The following is a 16,314-nucleotide window of genomic DNA, read 5'->3' on the forward strand; positions in this document are numbered from 1 at the left end:
CTTCAGGAAGAGTGTGAGGGGGATCGGTGATCCAAAGCAAGAGCAGTGCTCTCGTTTGTGAGCGTAGATCTAAACTGAGTGCGCTGATCCAATCCGTGTGCACTGCTCCGAACCGTGTGCACTGCTCTTCGCGCATGGCAGACTGCTCCCCATGACCACCCCGCAGGGCGCCCGCGCGCGAGCCAGGATGGAAGTCACCACCGCCATCAAGGACGAGGCGCGCAGACAGCTCGCGGCCGAGGGTGCGGCCAAGCTGTCGCTGCGGGCCGTGGCGCGCGAACTCGGCATGGTCTCCTCGGCGCTCTACCGCTACTTCCCCAGCCGTGACGACCTGCTCACCGCGCTGATCATCGACGCCTACGACTCCCTCGGCGACGCCGCGGAGACCGCCCACGCCGCGGTCGCCGGCGCGGCCCCGGCGCGGCGCTGGGTCGTCGTGTGCGAGGCGGTGCGCGGCTGGGCGCTGGCCCACCCGCACGAGTACGCGCTGATCTACGGCTCGCCGGTGCCCGGCTACGCGGCGCCGGACACGACCATTCCGCCGGCCGCCCGGGTCGCCCTCGTCCTCATCGGGATCCTGCGCGAGGCGTTCGAGCGGCGTGGTCTGGCCCGTACCCCCGTGCCGGCCGAACTCGCCCCCGAGGCCCGCCGGATGTCCGACGAGTTGATGCCCGGCCTGCCGCCGGAGGTGGCGGTGGCCATGGCTGCGGCCTGGGCCCAGTTGTTCGGGCTGGTGGGGTTCGAGCTGTTCGGCCAGTTCAAGGGGGTCGTGGAGGAGCGGGACCGGTTCTTCCGGCACGCGGCCGCGCAACTCGCCCACGGGGTGGGTCTGGTCTTCCCCTAGCCGCCTCGGCTCAGGCCGTCACCTTGTCCAGGAACGCGGCGAGGTTCGTCACGGTCCGCCGGATCTTCTCCTCCAGGGTGAGCGACTCCGGCATGCGCCCGCCCGCCCCCGCGTCCCGCTTGCCTCGCACGTACAGCGAACAGGCCAGGTCGGCGCAGAGGTAGGCGCCCACGGAGTTGCCCTGCTGCCCGGCCTTCCCCGCCTTGGCGGCGACCATCAGGGAGACGCCTCCGGTGTGCGTGGTCAGGCAGATCGAGCACATGCTGCGCCGGGTCTGCCAGGAGGTGGGGCTCGGGCAGCGCAGCGCCACCGCCCGCGCGGGGCCGTCGTCCGGTCCGGTCACCAGGTAGGCGCGGTCGGGTGCCTGCGGGTCGCGCCAGCCGAAGTAGTCCAGGTCGGCCCACGGGCGTTCGTCCAGGTCGTGCGGGATGTTCAGGCGTTTCGCCGCCCCCTTGGTGCAGTTCACGAAGGCGGCACGGATCTCTTGCTCGGTCAGCTGTCGCATGCGGCGCACGCTAATTTGCCTAAAGGTTTTAGGCAAATGCATAATCCACTTCAGTTTCGGGGTGAGTGGTGAAGGCGAGGAGCGGGTGTGGCACGAGCGGGACTGAGTACGGAACGGCTGGTCCGGGCCGGAGCCGAGCTGGCCGACGAGGTCGGCTTTGACTCGGTGACCGTCTCGGCGCTGGCCAGACGGTTCGACGTGCAGGTCGCGAGCCTGTACTCGCACGTCAAGAGCTCCCAGGACCTGAAGACGAGGATCGCGCTGCTGGCGCTGGAGGAACTCGCCGACCGGGCCGCCGACGCGCTCGCCGGCCGGGCCGGCAAGGACGCCCTCGTCGCCTTCGCCGACGTCTACCGCGACTACGCCCGCGCCCACCCCGGCCGTTACGCGGCGGCCCGGCTGCGCCTCGACCCGGAGACGGCCGCGGCCAGTGCCGGCGTCCGACACGCCCGGATGACCCGGGCGATCCTGCGCGGCTACGACCTGACCGAACCGGACGAGACCCATGCCGTCCGGATGCTCGGCAGCGTCTTCCACGGCTACGTCGACCTGGAACTGAGCGGCGGCTTCAGTCACAGCGCCCCCGACAGCCAGCAGTCCTGGACCCGCGTCCTCGACGCCCTCGACGCCCTGCTCCGTAACTGGCCCACACCGACCTGACCCCCTTCGTACGGAACTCAGAGGCGATGAACACCGATCCCCGGAACACCGATCCCCGGAACACCGATCCCCGGAACACCGATCCCCGGAACACCGATCCCCGGACTGCCGATCCCCAGAACAGCGGCCACAGCGGCCCCCGTACCACCGATCCCCGGACTGCCGACCTCCGCTGGATCACCACCCCGATCACCGCCGGCCTGCTGCGCGGTGCCCTCGACCTGGAGCACACGGGGCACGGCATCCTGCCGCACCGGCTCCCGCCCCGGGCCCGCGCCCAGTGCGCCGACCCGCAGCTCGCCATGGTCGAGTCGCAGCCCTCCGGCGTACGGCTGGTGTTCCGCACCCGGGCCACCGCCGTGGAACTGGACACCCTGCCCACCAAGCGGCTCTACGTCGGCGGGCCGGTCCGCCCGGACGGCGTCTACGACCTGCTCGTCGACGGCACTCTGGCCGGCCAGGGCAGCGTGTCGGGCGGCCAGGTGCAGGCCGTCGACATGAGCGCGGGAACCACGGAACTGCGCCCCGGACCGGTCGGCACCCTCCGCTTCACCGGCCTGCCCGCGCGCGAGAAGACCGTCGAGATCTGGCTGCCGCACAACGAGACCACCGAACTGGTCGCGCTGCGCACCGACGCCCCGCTCACCGCCGTACCCGACCACGGCCGCAAGGTCTGGCTGCACCACGGCAGTTCCATCAGCCATGGCTCCGACGCCGCGAGCCCCACCGCCATCTGGCCCGCCCTCGCGGCCACGATCGCCGGCGTGGAACTGGTCAACCTGGGGCTGGGCGGCAGCGCCCTGCTCGACCCGTTCACCGCCCGCGCCGTCCGGGACACCCCCGCCGACCTGATCAGCCTCAAGCTCGGCATCAACGTCGTCAACGCCGACCTGATGCGGCTGCGGGCCTTCGGTCCCGCCGTGCACGGCTTCCTCGACACCGTCCGCGAGGGGCATCCCACCACCCCGCTGCTGGTCGTCTCGCCGATCCTGTGCCCGATGCACGAGGACACGCCGGGCCCCACCGCGATGGACCTGAGCGCCTTCGGTGTCGGCCGGGTCGTGTTCACGGCCGCGGGCGACCCGGCCGAGCGCGCGACCGGCAAGCTCACCCTGAACGTCATCCGGGACGAGCTGTCCCGGATCGTCGCCCAGCGCGCGGCCGACGACCCGAACCTCCACTACCTCGACGGCCGTGCCCTCTACGGCGAGGCCGACTCCGCCGAACTCCCGCTGCCCGACGGACTCCACCCGGACGCGGCCACCCACCGCCGTATCGGCGAACGCTTCGCCGGGCTGGCTTTCGCGGAGGACGGCGCGTTCGCGGGGAGCGGCGCGTTCGGTGCGGACGGCGTCTTCACGGAGGACGGCGGCCGCTGAGTCCGAGCCGAGGGGCCTCACCGGGCCGAGTCGGCCGACGCCGCGTCGTCGCTGTCCGGGATGAGCACGACCTTGCCCGCGACCGTCCCCGACTCGGCGAGCCGCAGGGCCTCGGCGGCCTCGGTGAGGGGCAGCCGGGCGGCGACGTGCGCGGTGACCTCGCCGCGCTGGAGGGCCTGGAACACCTGGGTGAGGTCGGCGCTCAGCCGGGCCCGGAAGCGGTTCCTGCCCAGGGCGCGGCCCTCCCAGACGTTGAAGAAGTAGGCGTGCCGGCCGTTCGGCAGCGCGTTCCACAGCCACACCCGGCCGAGGATCTTCAGCACGGGCAGCTGCTTGGAGCCGGAGTCGTCCCGGGTGGTGGCGCTGCCGTAGGAGACGAGGGTGCCGCCCGGGGCGAGCAGCCGCCAGGAGTCGATGACGCTGCGGCCGCCGAGGTGGTCGAACACGGCGTCGACACCGCCGGGGGCCAGTTCCCGGACCCGGGCCGGGACGTCCTCGCCGCTGTAGTCGACCGGGGTCACGCCCAGTTTCCGCAGTGCCGCGTGATGACGGGCGGAGGCCGTACCGATCACCTGGAGGCCCGCCGCCCGTGCGAGCTGGACGAGGACCGTGCCGACACCGCCGTTGGCACCGTGCACCAGGATCGTGCCGCCGCTGCGCACCCTGGCCTTGCGGTACAGCATCTGCCACGCCGTGATGCCGTTGACGACCAGCGTCTCCGCCTCCGCCGCGCCGACGCCGGCGGGTACCTGTACGGCGTCGGCCGCGTCGAGCACGACATGACTGGCCCAGCCGCCGACCTTCACCAGTGACGCGACCCGCTTGCCGACGAGCTCGGGCGCGACGCCCGCACCGGCCGTGAGCACCGTGCCGACCAGGTCGTAGCCGGGGACGAAGGGGAAGGGCGGCTGGTCGTAGTAGCGGCCGCGGCGCATCTGCTGCTCCGCGAAGGAGACACCGGTCGCCTCCACGCGGACGACGATCTGGCCGGCGGCCGGGGCCGGTATCTCCCGGCGCTGGATGCGGAGGCCCTCCGGCTCCACGACGCCCGGCAGGACGACCTCGACGAGCTGGGTGTTTCGGGTGTTCCCGGTGTTTCCGGCGTTTTCTGTGATTCCCATGATGACTGCCTCCGTGTGGGCGGTGTGTAGATGCGCTCGCTAGCGAGAGAGGTTCTTGCTGGCGTTAGAAGCTATAACAAACATGACTGGCTCTCGCTTGAGTGTCAAGCCGTTGTGCCGGGCGGGGGTGTCCCGCCCGTTAGATCCACTTCCGAAAGTGATAGGTTGAAACAAACCTGAAAGCCTGAAGCCCCGAGAGAGGAGCGTGATGGCCATGGCCATGGCCGCGGACGCGGACGCCGTGAGTCCCCGTGAGCGATACCGGAGCCAGGTGCGAGCGGACATCAAGGCGCGCGCCTGGGAGCAGATCGCCAAGGCGGGCGCGACGGGCCTGTCCCTGAACGCGATCGCGAAGGAGCTGGGGATGAGCGGCCCGGCCCTCTACCGCTACTTCGGCAGCCGTGACGAACTGATCACCGAGCTGATCCGGGATACCTACCGCGGCCTGGCCGACACCTTCCGTGCCGCCGCCGACTCGGGGGCCGGTATCGGCGGCCTCGCCCACGCCCTGCGCCGCTGGGCGCTCGACGACCCCCAGCGGTACTTCCTCGTCTACGGCACGCCGGTGCCCGGCTATCAAGCACCCGCGGACATCACCGGCATCGCCCAGGAGATCATGGCGGCCCTTCTCGACGTCTGCGCGGCGGCCGAGCCCGAGGCCCCGCCGTCGGCCTCCGCCGGTTTCACCGCGCATCTCTCCCAGCACCGCGAGTGGGCCGGCGGCCATCCCGCCCCACCGGGAGTGCTGCGCCGGGCGCTCGCCTTCTGGACCCGGATGCACGGCGTGCTCTCCCTGGAACTCGCCGGCCACTTCACGGGCATGGGCTTCGACCAGGACCGGCTGTTCGACGCCGAGGTGGCGGAGCTGGCATCCGGCCGCTGACCAGGCCCGGCGGTCTACTTCCCGGGGAGTACGCGTGATCACCCCGCCGGGCTGACGCCCGCGCGGGCGGGGGCGTCTAGCGTTGCGGTCATGGACGAGCAGCGGGTACGGGAGCGCGGCCCTGCGCGGTGGTGGCGCTACGGACCCCCATGGTGGAACCACCCGGACACCACGGTCACGGCCACGGACACGGTCACGGCGGCCGACACAGTCACGGTCACCGGCACGGTCACGGCGCCCGGCACCGGTACGGCCATCGCGCCCGGTACCGGCACAGCCGCCGGCGACCGGGCCGCCACCGACATGGTTGCCGCCCCGGCCCCCGCCGCGGTCACCGCCCCCGCCGCCGAGACCCTGCGCCCCCGCCTCCCGTGGCGCTCCACCCTGCTGCTCACCGTCCTCGTGCTCGCGGGTTCGAACTTCGCCGGCCATACGCAGCCGCACCGCGAGCACCTCGACCTGTTCGCCCGGCTCCTGCTCCTCGCCGCCTGCGGCCTGCTGCTGGGGCGGCACCGGCACCCGGTGATCGTGGCGTTCGGTACGGCCGGGCTCGCCCTGGTCTACCTCGGCGCCGGCTACCCGTACGGACCGGTTTTCGCGGCCGCCGCCGTGGCCTGCTTCGCCGCCGTCGTCGCCGGGCACCGCCGGGCCGCCTGGGCGGCGCTCGGGATGCTGTGGGCGGGGCATCTGCTGATCTCGCTCTGGCTGTACCGAAGTTTGCCGCCGCCGGGCGACACGGGGGCGAACCTCGGCCAGGAACTGTTCATCGCCACCTGGGTGCTGATCATCGTCTCGGTGGCCGAACTGGTCCGGCTGCGGCGCGAGCAGTGGGCGCGGGAGCGGGCCGACCGCGCCCAGGCGGCCCGGCGGCGCGCGGACGCGGAACGGCTGCGGATCGCCCGGGAGTTGCACGACGTCCTGGCGCACAGCATCTCGGTCATCAACGTCCAGGCCGGCATGGGCCTCGCGCTGCTCGACTCCGACCCCGAGCAGGCCAGGGCCGCGCTCACCACCATCAAGGCGGCCAGCAAGGAGGCCCTCGGCGAGGTGCGTCAGGTGCTCGACACCCTGCGCGCCCCAGGAGACGTGCCCCGGGCGCCGGCGCCGGGTCTCGGGAGGCTGCCTGAACTGGTGGAACAGGCGGCGAGCGCCGGACTCGCCGTGGACGTGACGGGGCAGCCGCCGCGCCTGCCGCCCGGCGCGGACCTGGCCGCCTTCCGCATCGTGCAGGAGGCCCTCACCAATGTCGTACGGCACTCGGGGTCGCGGCACGCGCGCGTGCGGCTCGAACACGGCGGAGGGGAGCTGCGGTTGCGGATCGACGACGACGGTCCGACGACCGGGACGGACGCGGGCGGCAGCGGGAACGGGCTGGCCGGGATGCGGGAGCGGGCGGCCGCCCTGGGTGGCACGGTCGAGGCGGGACCGCGCGCCGACGGCGGCTTCCGGGTGCTGGCCGTGCTGCCCACATCGATGCCCACATCGATGCCCGCATCACTGCCTGACGTGCTTCCCGCCGCGCTTTCGGCCGGACTGCCCACCGCACTGCCCACCGCACTGCCCTTGGACGACGCGGAGGACCGATGATCCGGGTACTGCTCGCCGACGACCAGTCGCTGGTGCGCGCCGGTTTCCGCGCGTTGCTCGACGCGCAGCCGGACATCGAGGTGACCGGTGAGGCGGCGGACGGTGAGGATGCGCTGCGCAAGGTGCGTGAACTGCGCCCCGATGTCGTCCTGATGGACATCCGCATGCCGCGTCTGGACGGTCTGGCCGCGACCCGCCGGGTCACCGGAGAGCCGGAGCTCACGGACGTCAAGGTGGTCATGCTGACGACGTTCGAGCTCGACGAGTACGTCTTCGAGGCGATCCGTTCCGGCGCCTCGGGCTTCCTGGTCAAGGACACCGAGCCGGACGAACTGCTGCGGGCGGTCAGGGCGGTGGTGGCCGGGGACGCGCTGCTGTCGCCGGGGGTGACACGGCGGCTGATCGCGGAGTTCGCGGCCCGTTCCAAGGAACCGGCCGCCGCCGACGCCCTCGCCCGGCTCACCGAGCGGGAGCGGGAGGTGATGGCCCTGGTCGGCATCGGCCTGTCCAACGAGGAGATCGCCCGCCGCCTGGTCGTCAGCCCCCTCACCGCCAAGACCCACGTGAGCCGCACCATGATCAAGCTGGGCGCCCGGGACCGCGCCCAACTGGTCGTCCTGGCCTACGAGTCGGGGTTGGTACGACCGGGCTGGCTCGGCTGAGCCGGGCGCCGGAAACGGACCAGCACACTGACGACCCGGGCCAGGAACAGCAGGGCGGCGAGCACCTCGCCCACGACGGGCAGCGTGCGTTCCAGGCCGTGGGGAAGGTCGAACAGCAGTGCCGGGCCGGCCACCGCCCCGAAGAGGACCAGGGCCGCGAAGACCGCACTGCACAGCGCGTATCCGATCTCGACGGTGATCGCGTCCCGCTCGGCCTGACCGCGCCGTCCCCCGTGCATCGTCATCCCGGCAGTGTCACAGCCGGGCGCCCGGCGGGGCAACAGGCCGCCGCCGGGCGCATGTTCGCGGGCGTCCCCGCTCAGTCGCGGGCGGACACGCGCTCCGCCTCCAGAGAGGCGGACCTGGCGATCACGACGGTCTGCTGCGGGCGTGGGGCGCGCAGTCCGGTCAGCGTGATCAGCAGTCCGGCGAGGGCGACGGCCGCGACCACCACGAAGCCGGGACGGTAGCTGTCGAGCACCGCCTGCGGGGTCGTGTGGGCAGGCGCGCCCGCGGTGACCACGGCCGTGACGATCGCCAGGAAGATCGCGCCACCCACCTGGACCGAGGTGTTGAGGAGCCCGGAGACCATGCCCTGCTCGTGGTCGTCGACGCCGTTGGTGGCCTGGATGTTGAGGGATGGGAAGACCAGGGCGCAGGCCGCGCCGATCAGGAGCATCGACGGCAGGATCGCCGCCGCGTAGACCGGACTGAGGTCGACGCGGAGGAACAGGGCGTAGCCGAGGACCATCAAGGCGAAACCCGCCGAGATCAGCCGCGGGGTGCCGAAGCGGTCCACGATCGCGCCGACCTTGGTCGACGACACCGCCACCAGCGCGCCCGCCGGCAGGAAGGCCAGGGCGGTGTGCAGGGCGGACCAGCCGAGCAGGGACTGCATGTAGAGGGTGGTCAGGAACTGGAAGCCGACGTAGGAGCCGAAGAAGGCGATCGCGCCGAACTGGGCGCGGACCTGGTTGCCCGAGCGCAGCACACCGAGGCGGACGAGCGGGCCGGGGGAGCGGCGTTCGACCCGGACGAAGACGGTCAGCAGGACGGCGACCGCGAGGAAGGAGAGCAGGGTGCGGGCCGACGCCCAGCCGGCCTGCGGGGCCTCCACCACGGTGAACACCAGGAGCAGCATCGAGGCGGTGCCGAGGACCGCGCCGGGGATGTCGTAGCCGTTGTGGTCGCGTTCGCGGGCGCTGCGCGGCAGCAGCCGGAGGCCGGCGACCAGCGCGATCAGGGCGATGGGGGCGGGCAGCAGCATGGTGAAGCGCCAGCTGACCTCGGTGAGCAGGCCGGACAGCACCAGACCCATAGAGAAGCCGGTGGCCGCGCAGGTGGTGTAGATGGAGAGGGCGCGGTTGCGCAGCGGGCCCTCCGGGAACGTGGTCGTGATGATCGAGAGGCCGGCCGGCGCGGTGAAGGCCGCGCTGAGCCCCTTGACGAAGCGGCTGGCGATCAGCAGCGGGCCCGAGTCGACCAGGCCGCCGAGGAGCGAGGCGAGGGCGAAGACGCCGAGGGCCACGAGGAACACCTGGCGCCGGCCGAGCAGGTCGGCGGTGCGGCCGCCGAGCAGGAGCAGGCCGCCGTATCCGAGGATGTAGCCGCTGACGATCCATTGCAGCGTCGAGGTGGACAGGTGCAGGTCGGAGCCTATCGACGGCAGGGCGACGCCGACCATCGACACGTCCAGTGCGTCCAGGAACATGGCGGCGCAGAGCACCAGCAGCGTGCCCCAGAGCCGGGGAGTCCAGCGTCCCTCGGAAGCGGGGGAGGTGAGCGGAGAGGTCATGACCCCAGACACTACATGCGCGTGCATCGAATGCAAATGCATTTAATTCCGATGCAATAATTTCGGTTCTCTGCTACGGTGCCGGCATGGCGGCGAAGAAGCCCGAGCAGGCGCTCGTGGAGCAATGGCGGGACATCCTGGCCCTGCACGCCCGCACCCAGTGCGAGCTCGACCGCGCCCTGCACGGCCACGGCCTGTGCGGCAGTGACTTCGAGGTCCTCGACCTGCTCTCCGACGGTCCGGCGGCGGACGGCGTGTGCAGCTTCCGCGTGCAGGAGATCGCCGAGCGGGTGCATCTGAGCCAGAGCGCGCTGTCCCGGCTGATCGCCCGCCTGGAGAAGGACGGGCTGGTCGAGCGGGCCATGTGCCCGGAGGACCGGCGGGGCGTGCGGGTGGCGCTCACCGGCAAGGGGCGCACGCTGCACGGTGAGGTGCTGCCGGTGCAGCGCGCGGTGCTCACCCGGATGCTGGCCGTCGAATCAGGCTGAGCCCGGCCGGTCGTACCGGCCGACCGGGCGTGTGCACCGGCCGACCGGGTGTGTGGACCGGCCGACCAGGTGTGTGAACAGGCCGGTCAGATGCCGGAGTTCGTCAGCCACAGGTCGGCCAGTTCCGGGTCGCCGGTCACTGTCGGCACTGGCAGCCGGTTCCACAGGGCGAGGTACAACTGGTCGGCTGGACCGGCGAGTTCGGCCGTCGCGTCATCGGATGTGCCGGGTTCCGTGACCGGCGGACCGGCGGACAGCCGTACGGTCCACGCCGCGTCGGTGTCCGTCGTACGCACCCGCAGCACCCGCGGGGGTTCGCTGCGGACCCGGCTGCGTGCGCGGGCGTGGAAGCCGCGCAGCAGTTCGTCGATGCCGTCGACGGCGAAGTCCGTGCCGACCGGGGATGCCGGACCGCCCCGGGCGGCCTCCGCGTCGTACCGGTGGACGGTCGTCTCGTGGGCCTGCCTGCGGACCCAGAAGGCCAGTGGTGAGGCCACCGGGGCGGGGTGGAAGGTCCAGCACGCCAGGTCCCGCGGCGCGCCGTCCAGGGTGTCGACGAGTCGGCGGTGGCCGTCGCGGTACCAGGTGGTCAGCTCGGTGCCGTCGATGTCCGGCGGGTCCGGGAAGGCGGGGCGCGAGGTCTCGGCGCCGGTGACGACACCGGCCGCCCACCGGTGGACGACGCCGGTGTGCCGCAGGAGGTCGCGCACCTGCCAGTCCGGGCAGGTCGGCACCGGGGCGTCGAGCCCCGCCTGCTCGGCGGCCGCGGCCAGCAACTGGCCCTCATGGTCGAGGATCTTGAGGAACTCGGCAGTCTCCATGCCCTGAGTCTGCCGGACGGGACCGGGTCCTCGGCGTCAGCGCAGCAGGAACGCCACCGCGTACCCGAGCGCGTTGACCGCCCAGTGCAGGGCCATCGGCGCCAGCAGGGAGCCGCTGCGGTCGCGCAGCCAGCACAGCAGACAGCCCGCGACGGCCGTGAACAGCACGGCACCGACGTCCACCACGACCGCTCCGGCGACCGAGTGCCCGAAGAGCGAACCCAGCGTCGGCTTGTCCTTGTCGAGGTTGAGCGAGGGCAGGATGTGCCAGAGTCCGAAGAGCACGGAGGACAGCACGGCCGCCGTCGTGGCCGTGTGCAGGCGGCGCAGCAGCGCGAACAGCACCCCACGGAAGGCCGTCTCCTCCAGCAGCACCGTCCCCACGGGCACCGCGACCAACGCCTTGAAGGTGATCTCCGCACCGCTCAGCGCGTCCGTCCGCTGATCCGCGAACAGCCCGCGGGTGACCGGCAGCAGGGCCCCGCACAGATAGACCGCCACCACGATCCCGATCAGGGTCGTCGCCCAACGCGCCCCGTCGGCAAGGGTGTTCCGGCCCAGTCCCAGCTCCGCCCAACTGCCCCCGGCCCAGAACAGCAGCCCCACCAGGACGGCCGCGACGGCGACCGCGGTGAGCAGGATCCAGGACCCCGCCCAGCGGTTGTTCAGCAGGTTCGCGAGCACCAGCACGACCACCACCGCCGCCACGGCGGTGCGGGTCGGGAGCCGGGGCAGCGGCATGCCGGACGGCGGTCAGAACCCGACCGGGCCGGGCGGCGGCGGGCAGGACGCACGGTGCCCGCCACCGCGCCCACGGCCCGTCCCGGCGCCGATGACGGTGACGATCCCGATGCCCGGCTTCCGCAGCGGGACGCCGGTCCGGGTGCCACGTTCGCGGGCCACGTCCATGTCCATGGCCGGCCCGGGGCAGGCGAACACCCCGGCACCCGCCGTCATCGCGGTCGGAGCGGACGACGCCGACCTGGCCCCGGGCGGTGCGGAGCGGGGATCCTCGGTCGTCGTCCGGGCCTGGGCCATGTCCACCACGATGGGATATCCCGTGCTGCTCCGCACCTTTTCCTGGACCGGACCGGAGCGGACCGGACCGGACCGGACCGGAGCGGACCGGACCGGAGCGGAGCGGACCGGAGCGGAGCGGACCGGACCGGAGCGCGGCGCTGAGCGATCTTCGGGATGCGGCGCCGGGTGCGGTGGCCGATCGTGGTCCCGAGGTGGCCAAGTGAGTGGTGCGGGCAGGGCTCTGAATCGTACGAAGGACTGGACCCGGCGGGCGGCGGAGCGGGTGCGCCAGCAGCTGGGCCCCGACCGGGTGGTCCGGCGGCGGCCGTGCTGGGGCGGGATCACGGTGGCGGTCCTGTGCTACTGCCTGTCCCTCACCCCGTCCCTGCTGCCGCGGGCCTGGTGGCTCCAGGGACTCGCGGCCGGCGTCTCGGCGGCGGTCGGCTACGCCGTCGGTGCCGTGCTGGAGCAACTTGCCCGGCTGCTGCTCCGCTGGGCCGGCGCCCGCGTCCGCCCGCGGGTCCGCCGCGTCCTGTGGACCGCCCTGGGCCTGCTCGGCGCCGCCGCGGTCGTCACCGTCACCGCCTGGAGCGTCCGCTGGGAGGGCCAGGTCCGCCGGGCGGTGACCCTGCCCCCGGACATCGTCTGGTGGCAGTGGGCGTTCGTCCCGGTGGTGGCCGCGCTGGTCGGGACCCTGCTCGTCCTGGCCGCCCGTACGGTACGGCTCGCCACCCGCCTCGCCGCCCACGCGTTCGGCGCCCACCTGCCACGCCCCGTCGCGTACGCCACCGGGGTCGCCCTCGCCGTGTTCGTGATCGTCGGAATCGTCCAGGGCTTCCTGCTGCGCGGCGCGCTGGACGCGATCGAGAGTGCCGCCTCGCTCGCCGACCAGGGCACCGCCGAGGGTGTCCACCAGCCCGGCCTGTCCACCCTGTCCGGCAGCCCCGAGTCCGCCGCTCCCTGGGACACGCTGGGCGCCAAGGGCCGTGACTTCGTCGGCACGGCCACGCCCCGCGCCGGCATCGCCGCCTTCACCGGCCGCCCGGCCAGGGACCCGGTACGGGTCTACGTGGGCCTGCGCTCCGCCGGCACCCTCGACGAACGCGCCGCCCTCGCCGTCCGCGAACTCGAACGCACCGGCGGCTTCTCCCGCAGGATCCTCGCCGTGATGGGCACCACAGGCACCGGCTGGATCAACGACCAGGGCAGCAAGCCCCTGGAGTACATGTGGGGCGGCGACACCGCGCAGGTCGCCATGCAGTACTCGTACCTCCCCAGCTGGGTCTCCGCGCTCACCGAGGACGAGGCCGCCGACACCGGACGCGCCCTGTTCGACGCCGTCTACGCCAAGTGGCGCACCCTCCCCGCCGGTTCCCGTCCCCGGCTCCTCGTCTACGGCGAGAGCCTCGGCTCCTTCTCCATGGAATCCGCCCTGAACGGCTCCCTGGCCACGCTCGTCGCGGAGACCGGCGGCGCGCTGTTCGTCGGGCCGACCTACGACAACCCGCTGTGGAAGTCGGTCACCGCACAGCGGCAGCCGGGCAGCCCCGAGTGGCGGCCGGTGGTCGGCGACGGGGCACATGTGCGTTTCGCACAGGTGCCGGCGGACTACGGCATCCCGGCGGCGCCCTGGGGCGAACCCCGCGCGGTCTACCTCCAGAACGGCTCCGATCCCGTCGTCTGGTGGTCGCCCGCCCTCGCCTTCCACCAGCCGGACTGGCTCGACCGGCCGCGGGCCCGGGACGTCTCGCCGGCGATGCAGTGGTATCCGCTGCTGACGTTCTGGCAGGTGGCGTGCGACCTGGCCGGCGCCGACAGTGTGCCGGACGGGTTCGGCCACCGGTACGGGACCCTGCCGACGAGCGCGTGGGCGCAGATCACGACCCCGCCCGACTGGACGGCCGCCGACACGGCAAGACTCTCCGGCCTGCTGGAATCGGTGCACGAACCGGGGCTGCTGGACTGAGCGGGCGACGAAGGGCCGGACGAAGCCGCCCCAGACGCCGCCCCGCCCTGGTGCGCATCCGCTGCCCCGCCCCGGTGCGCATCCGCCGCCCCGCCGCATGTCCGTGACGTCGGCGTCTCCTTCGCCGCCCAGCCCGATTCGGCGTGGCCGCGACCCTGCTGCTGACCCGTCATCGTGTGCCACGCTTCTGGCGGTTGCCGAGGTCGGCGTCCGGTGCCGGCCGGCACTTCCCCTCCGGAGGCACGCATGACAGCACCCGTCGACGGACCGCCCGTCGACCTGCGGTCCGACACCGTCACTCGGCCCGACGCGCGGATGCGTGAGGCCATGGCCCGTGCCGAGGTCGGTGACGACGTCCTGGACGGCGACCCCACCATGCGGGCGCTGGAGGCGAAGGTCGCCGGACTGCTCGGCACCGAGGCCGCGCTGTGGGTGCCGAGCGGGTCGATGGGCAACCTGATCGCCCTGTTCGTGCACCTCGAACGCGGCGACCGCTTCCTCGCCCCGGACCGCGCGCACATCCTCGACATGGAGCTCGGCACGGCCGCCTGGCTGGCCGGAGGCGTACCCCGACCGCTGCCCTGGACGGCCGGGCCCGGGGTGCCGAGTCCCTCCGACATCTCCCGGAACGTCACCCGCGGCGGATCCTGCTTCGCGCTGCGGGACCGGCTGCTGTGCCTGGAGAACACCCACAACGCGGCGGGCGGCGCGGTCACCGCACCCGAGCAGCACCGCCGGCTGACCGACACCGCCCATGACGCCGGCCTGACGGTGCACCTCGACGGCGCCCGTCTGTGGAACGCCGCGGTCGCCCTGGGTGTGCGGCCCGCCGAACTGGCCGCGGGGGCCGACACCGTACAGGTCTGTCTGAGCAAGGGGCTCGGCGCGCCCGTGGGTTCGGTGCTGGCGGGGGACGCGGAGTTCGTGCGGGAGGCACGCCGGGTCCGCAAGATGCTCGGGGGCGGTGTCCGGCAGGGCGGAGTGCTCGCGGCCGCCGGTCTGGTGGCCCTGGAACGTGTCGACCGCCTCGCCATCGACCACGAGCACGCCCGGCTGCTCGCGGCCGGTCTCGCCGAGCGCGGATGGAAGGCCGGCACGCCGCAGACCAACATCGTGATGGTGCCGGTCGACGACCCGTCCGGCACCGTCGAGGTACTCGCCGAACGCGGGGTCCTCGCCGTGCCGCTGGCGGCCGCCGTCCGCCTGGTCACGCATGGTGACGTGACGCGCCGCGACATCCTGCGAGCCGTCGGCGCGTTCCCGTCGGCCGGCTGAGGTGGGCGCACGTCCGGCAGGGCGGACGCGGCCTTCGGTCAGTGCCCGGCCGTGTGCCGGGTCAGGAGTGCGATCGCCGCGGCCGTGGCGGCGAGGGCGGCGACGGTGGTCAGGGCGGCGGGGAGGGAGATCCATTCCGCCATGAAGCCGATGGCGGGCGGTCCCAGGAGCATGCCGCCGTAGCCGAAGGTGGAGGCGACGGCGACGCCCTCGGGGCCGGCCAGCCTGCCCGCGCGTTCGACGGCGACGGGGAAGAGGTTGGCGAGACCGAGTCCGGTGACCGCGAATCCGAGCAGGGCCGCCCACAGGGCCGGGGCGAGCGCGCCGAGCAGCATGCCGAGCGCGGCGGTCGTGCCGCCGAACACCAGGGTGCGGGTCTGGCCCAGGACTTCGAGCAGCCTGGTGCCGCTGAGCCGGCCGACGGTCATGGCGAGGGCGAAGCAGGAGTAGCCGATGGCGGCCGCGCCGGGTGCGGCGCCGAGGTCCTGCTCCAGGTGCAGGGCGCTCCAGTCGGCCATGGCCCCCTCGCCGTAGGCCGTGCACAGGGCGATCAGACCGAACGTGACGACGAGCAGCCGGGTGCGCGGAGTCATGCGGCGCGGTGCGGACGCGGCCCGCGGTGTGTTCTCGTCGGGTACGTGGTCGTCGGGTGCGTGGTCGTCGGGTGCGGTGGGAGGAGGCGTACGAAGGAGGGTGCGGCCCGCGAAAAAGGTGACCGCCAGGCCGATCGCGGTGAGGCAGAACAGGTGCTGCGTGGGGGTCAGTGCTCCGGCGATCAGCGAGCCCAGGCCGGCGCCGGTCATGCCGCCCAGGCTGAAGGCGGCGTGGAAGCTGGGCATGACCGGGCGGCGCAGGGCTCGTACCAGGTCGATGGCGGCGCTGTTGAAGGCGACGTTGATGCTCCCGTAGGCGCCGCCGAACACCAGCAGGACGGCGCCGAGGGCCAGGACCGAGTGGGTGAGCGGAGGCAGGGCGACGCTGAGGGAGAGCAGGACGGCGCAGGCGACGGTCACGGGGTGGGAGCCGTAGCGGCGGCACAGTCGTCCGGTGAACATCATCGTGATCACGGCTCCGGCCGAGACCCCGAGCAGGGCGAGTCCCAGGGCGCCCGCCGAGGCGCCGGTCTGTTCCTTGATGGCCGGGATGCGGACGACCCAACCGGCGAAGATGAAGCCGTCCATGGCGAAGAAGACGGTCAGGGCGACGCGGAGTCGGGTGAGGGCGTTGCCGGGTACGACGTTGTGCGTCCGGGTTTTGTTTATTAGCGGCACAAACTCAGGCTAGGCGAGCGCCGGGGCTGGGACAAGG

General features: G+C 72.8%; 17 protein-coding genes. 9 read left to right on the forward strand and 8 right to left on the reverse strand.

The window, feature by feature from the left end:
• Positions 1–151 precede the first annotated feature (151 nt).
• Complete coding sequence (locus tag IEZ11_RS16750) at positions 152–844, forward strand: TetR/AcrR family transcriptional regulator (protein WP_189263562.1); 693 nt, start codon at positions 152–154, stop codon at positions 842–844.
• Between the two features lie 10 nt (positions 845–854).
• Here IEZ11_RS16750 and IEZ11_RS16755 read toward each other — a convergent pair whose 3' ends face one another.
• Entirely contained in the window at positions 855–1,349 is a 495-nt protein-coding gene (locus tag IEZ11_RS16755; RefSeq protein ID WP_189263563.1) for an FBP domain-containing protein, read from the reverse strand.
• Between the two features lie 87 nt (positions 1,350–1,436).
• On the opposite strand from IEZ11_RS16755, the gene IEZ11_RS16760 reads away from it, so the two are divergent.
• Together IEZ11_RS16760 and IEZ11_RS16765 are read left to right on the forward strand one after the other, a co-directional pair.
• The gene (locus IEZ11_RS16760; RefSeq protein ID WP_189263564.1) at positions 1,437–2,009 is read left to right on the forward strand and encodes a TetR/AcrR family transcriptional regulator; all 573 of its coding nucleotides are present in this window, start codon (positions 1,437–1,439) and stop codon (positions 2,007–2,009) included.
• Positions 2,010–2,035: 26 nt separating this feature from the next.
• Entirely contained in the window at positions 2,036–3,388 is a 1,353-nt protein-coding gene (locus IEZ11_RS16765) for a GDSL-type esterase/lipase family protein (RefSeq protein ID WP_189263565.1), read from the forward strand.
• Positions 3,389–3,405: 17 nt separating this feature from the next.
• Here IEZ11_RS16765 and IEZ11_RS16770 read toward each other — a convergent pair whose 3' ends face one another.
• Positions 3,406–4,509: a medium chain dehydrogenase/reductase family protein gene (locus IEZ11_RS16770; RefSeq protein ID WP_189263566.1), complete on the reverse strand. Its 1,104-nt coding sequence runs from the start codon at positions 4,507–4,509 to the stop codon at positions 3,406–3,408.
• Between the two features lie 214 nt (positions 4,510–4,723).
• On the opposite strand from IEZ11_RS16770, the gene IEZ11_RS16775 reads away from it, so the two are divergent.
• The 3 genes from IEZ11_RS16775 (at position 4,724) to IEZ11_RS16785 (ending at position 7,641) form a co-directional block, all read left to right on the forward strand.
• Complete coding sequence (locus IEZ11_RS16775; protein WP_229713076.1) at positions 4,724–5,392, forward strand: TetR/AcrR family transcriptional regulator; 669 nt, start codon at positions 4,724–4,726, stop codon at positions 5,390–5,392.
• 303 nt (positions 5,393–5,695) lie between these two features.
• Entirely contained in the window at positions 5,696–6,979 is a 1,284-nt protein-coding gene (locus IEZ11_RS16780; protein WP_189263912.1) for a sensor histidine kinase, read from the forward strand.
• On the forward strand, positions 6,976–7,641 hold the full coding sequence (locus tag IEZ11_RS16785) for a response regulator transcription factor (RefSeq protein WP_189263567.1): 666 nt from the start codon (positions 6,976–6,978) through the stop codon (positions 7,639–7,641). The genes IEZ11_RS16780 and IEZ11_RS16785 overlap by 4 nt, the downstream gene beginning before the upstream one ends.
• Here the strand turns inward: IEZ11_RS16785 and IEZ11_RS16790 are convergent.
• Positions 7,602–7,886: a DUF6332 family protein gene (locus tag IEZ11_RS16790; protein WP_189263568.1), complete on the reverse strand. Its 285-nt coding sequence runs from the start codon at positions 7,884–7,886 to the stop codon at positions 7,602–7,604. The genes IEZ11_RS16785 and IEZ11_RS16790 overlap by 40 nt on opposite strands.
• A gap of 74 nt (positions 7,887–7,960) precedes the next feature.
• Entirely contained in the window at positions 7,961–9,436 is a 1,476-nt protein-coding gene (locus IEZ11_RS16795) for an MFS transporter (protein ID WP_189263569.1), read from the reverse strand.
• A gap of 86 nt (positions 9,437–9,522) precedes the next feature.
• Between IEZ11_RS16795 and IEZ11_RS16800 the strand changes: the two genes are divergently transcribed.
• On the forward strand, positions 9,523–9,924 hold the full coding sequence (locus tag IEZ11_RS16800) for a MarR family winged helix-turn-helix transcriptional regulator (RefSeq protein ID WP_189263570.1): 402 nt from the start codon (positions 9,523–9,525) through the stop codon (positions 9,922–9,924).
• Between the two features lie 86 nt (positions 9,925–10,010).
• Here the strand turns inward: IEZ11_RS16800 and IEZ11_RS16805 are convergent, their stop codons facing one another.
• The 3 genes from IEZ11_RS16805 to IEZ11_RS16815 are packed head-to-tail and all read right to left on the reverse strand — an operon-like array spanning position 10,011 to position 11,819.
• Positions 10,011–10,745 carry a maleylpyruvate isomerase family mycothiol-dependent enzyme gene (locus IEZ11_RS16805; RefSeq protein WP_189263571.1) on the reverse strand — a complete coding sequence of 245 codons (735 nt, stop codon included), beginning with the start codon at positions 10,743–10,745 and terminating at the stop codon, positions 10,011–10,013.
• Positions 10,746–10,781: 36 nt separating this feature from the next.
• Positions 10,782–11,486, reverse strand: a complete 705-nt coding sequence (locus tag IEZ11_RS16810; RefSeq protein WP_189263572.1) for a CPBP family intramembrane glutamic endopeptidase — start codon at positions 11,484–11,486, stop codon at positions 10,782–10,784.
• 12 nt (positions 11,487–11,498) lie between these two features.
• The gene (locus IEZ11_RS16815; RefSeq protein WP_189263573.1) at positions 11,499–11,819 is read right to left on the reverse strand and encodes a hypothetical protein; all 321 of its coding nucleotides are present in this window, start codon (positions 11,817–11,819) and stop codon (positions 11,499–11,501) included.
• A gap of 166 nt (positions 11,820–11,985) precedes the next feature.
• On the opposite strand from IEZ11_RS16815, the gene IEZ11_RS16820 reads away from it, so the two are divergent.
• Together IEZ11_RS16820 and IEZ11_RS16825 are read left to right on the forward strand one after the other, a co-directional pair.
• A complete protein-coding gene (locus IEZ11_RS16820) occupies positions 11,986–13,731 on the forward strand; it encodes an alpha/beta hydrolase (protein ID WP_229713077.1) in 1,746 nt (581 codons plus the stop codon).
• 246 nt (positions 13,732–13,977) lie between these two features.
• A complete protein-coding gene (locus tag IEZ11_RS16825) occupies positions 13,978–15,006 on the forward strand; it encodes a threonine aldolase family protein (RefSeq protein ID WP_189263574.1) in 1,029 nt (342 codons plus the stop codon).
• Between the two features lie 38 nt (positions 15,007–15,044).
• On the opposite strand, the gene IEZ11_RS16830 is transcribed toward IEZ11_RS16825, so the two are convergent.
• A complete protein-coding gene (locus IEZ11_RS16830; RefSeq protein WP_229713078.1) occupies positions 15,045–16,277 on the reverse strand; it encodes an MFS transporter in 1,233 nt (410 codons plus the stop codon).
• Between the last annotated feature and the right edge of the window lie 37 nt (positions 16,278–16,314).

The sequence above is a fragment of the Streptomyces fuscichromogenes genome (assembly GCF_014645815.1).
GTDB lineage: Bacteria > Actinomycetota > Actinomycetes > Streptomycetales > Streptomycetaceae > Streptomyces > Streptomyces fuscichromogenes.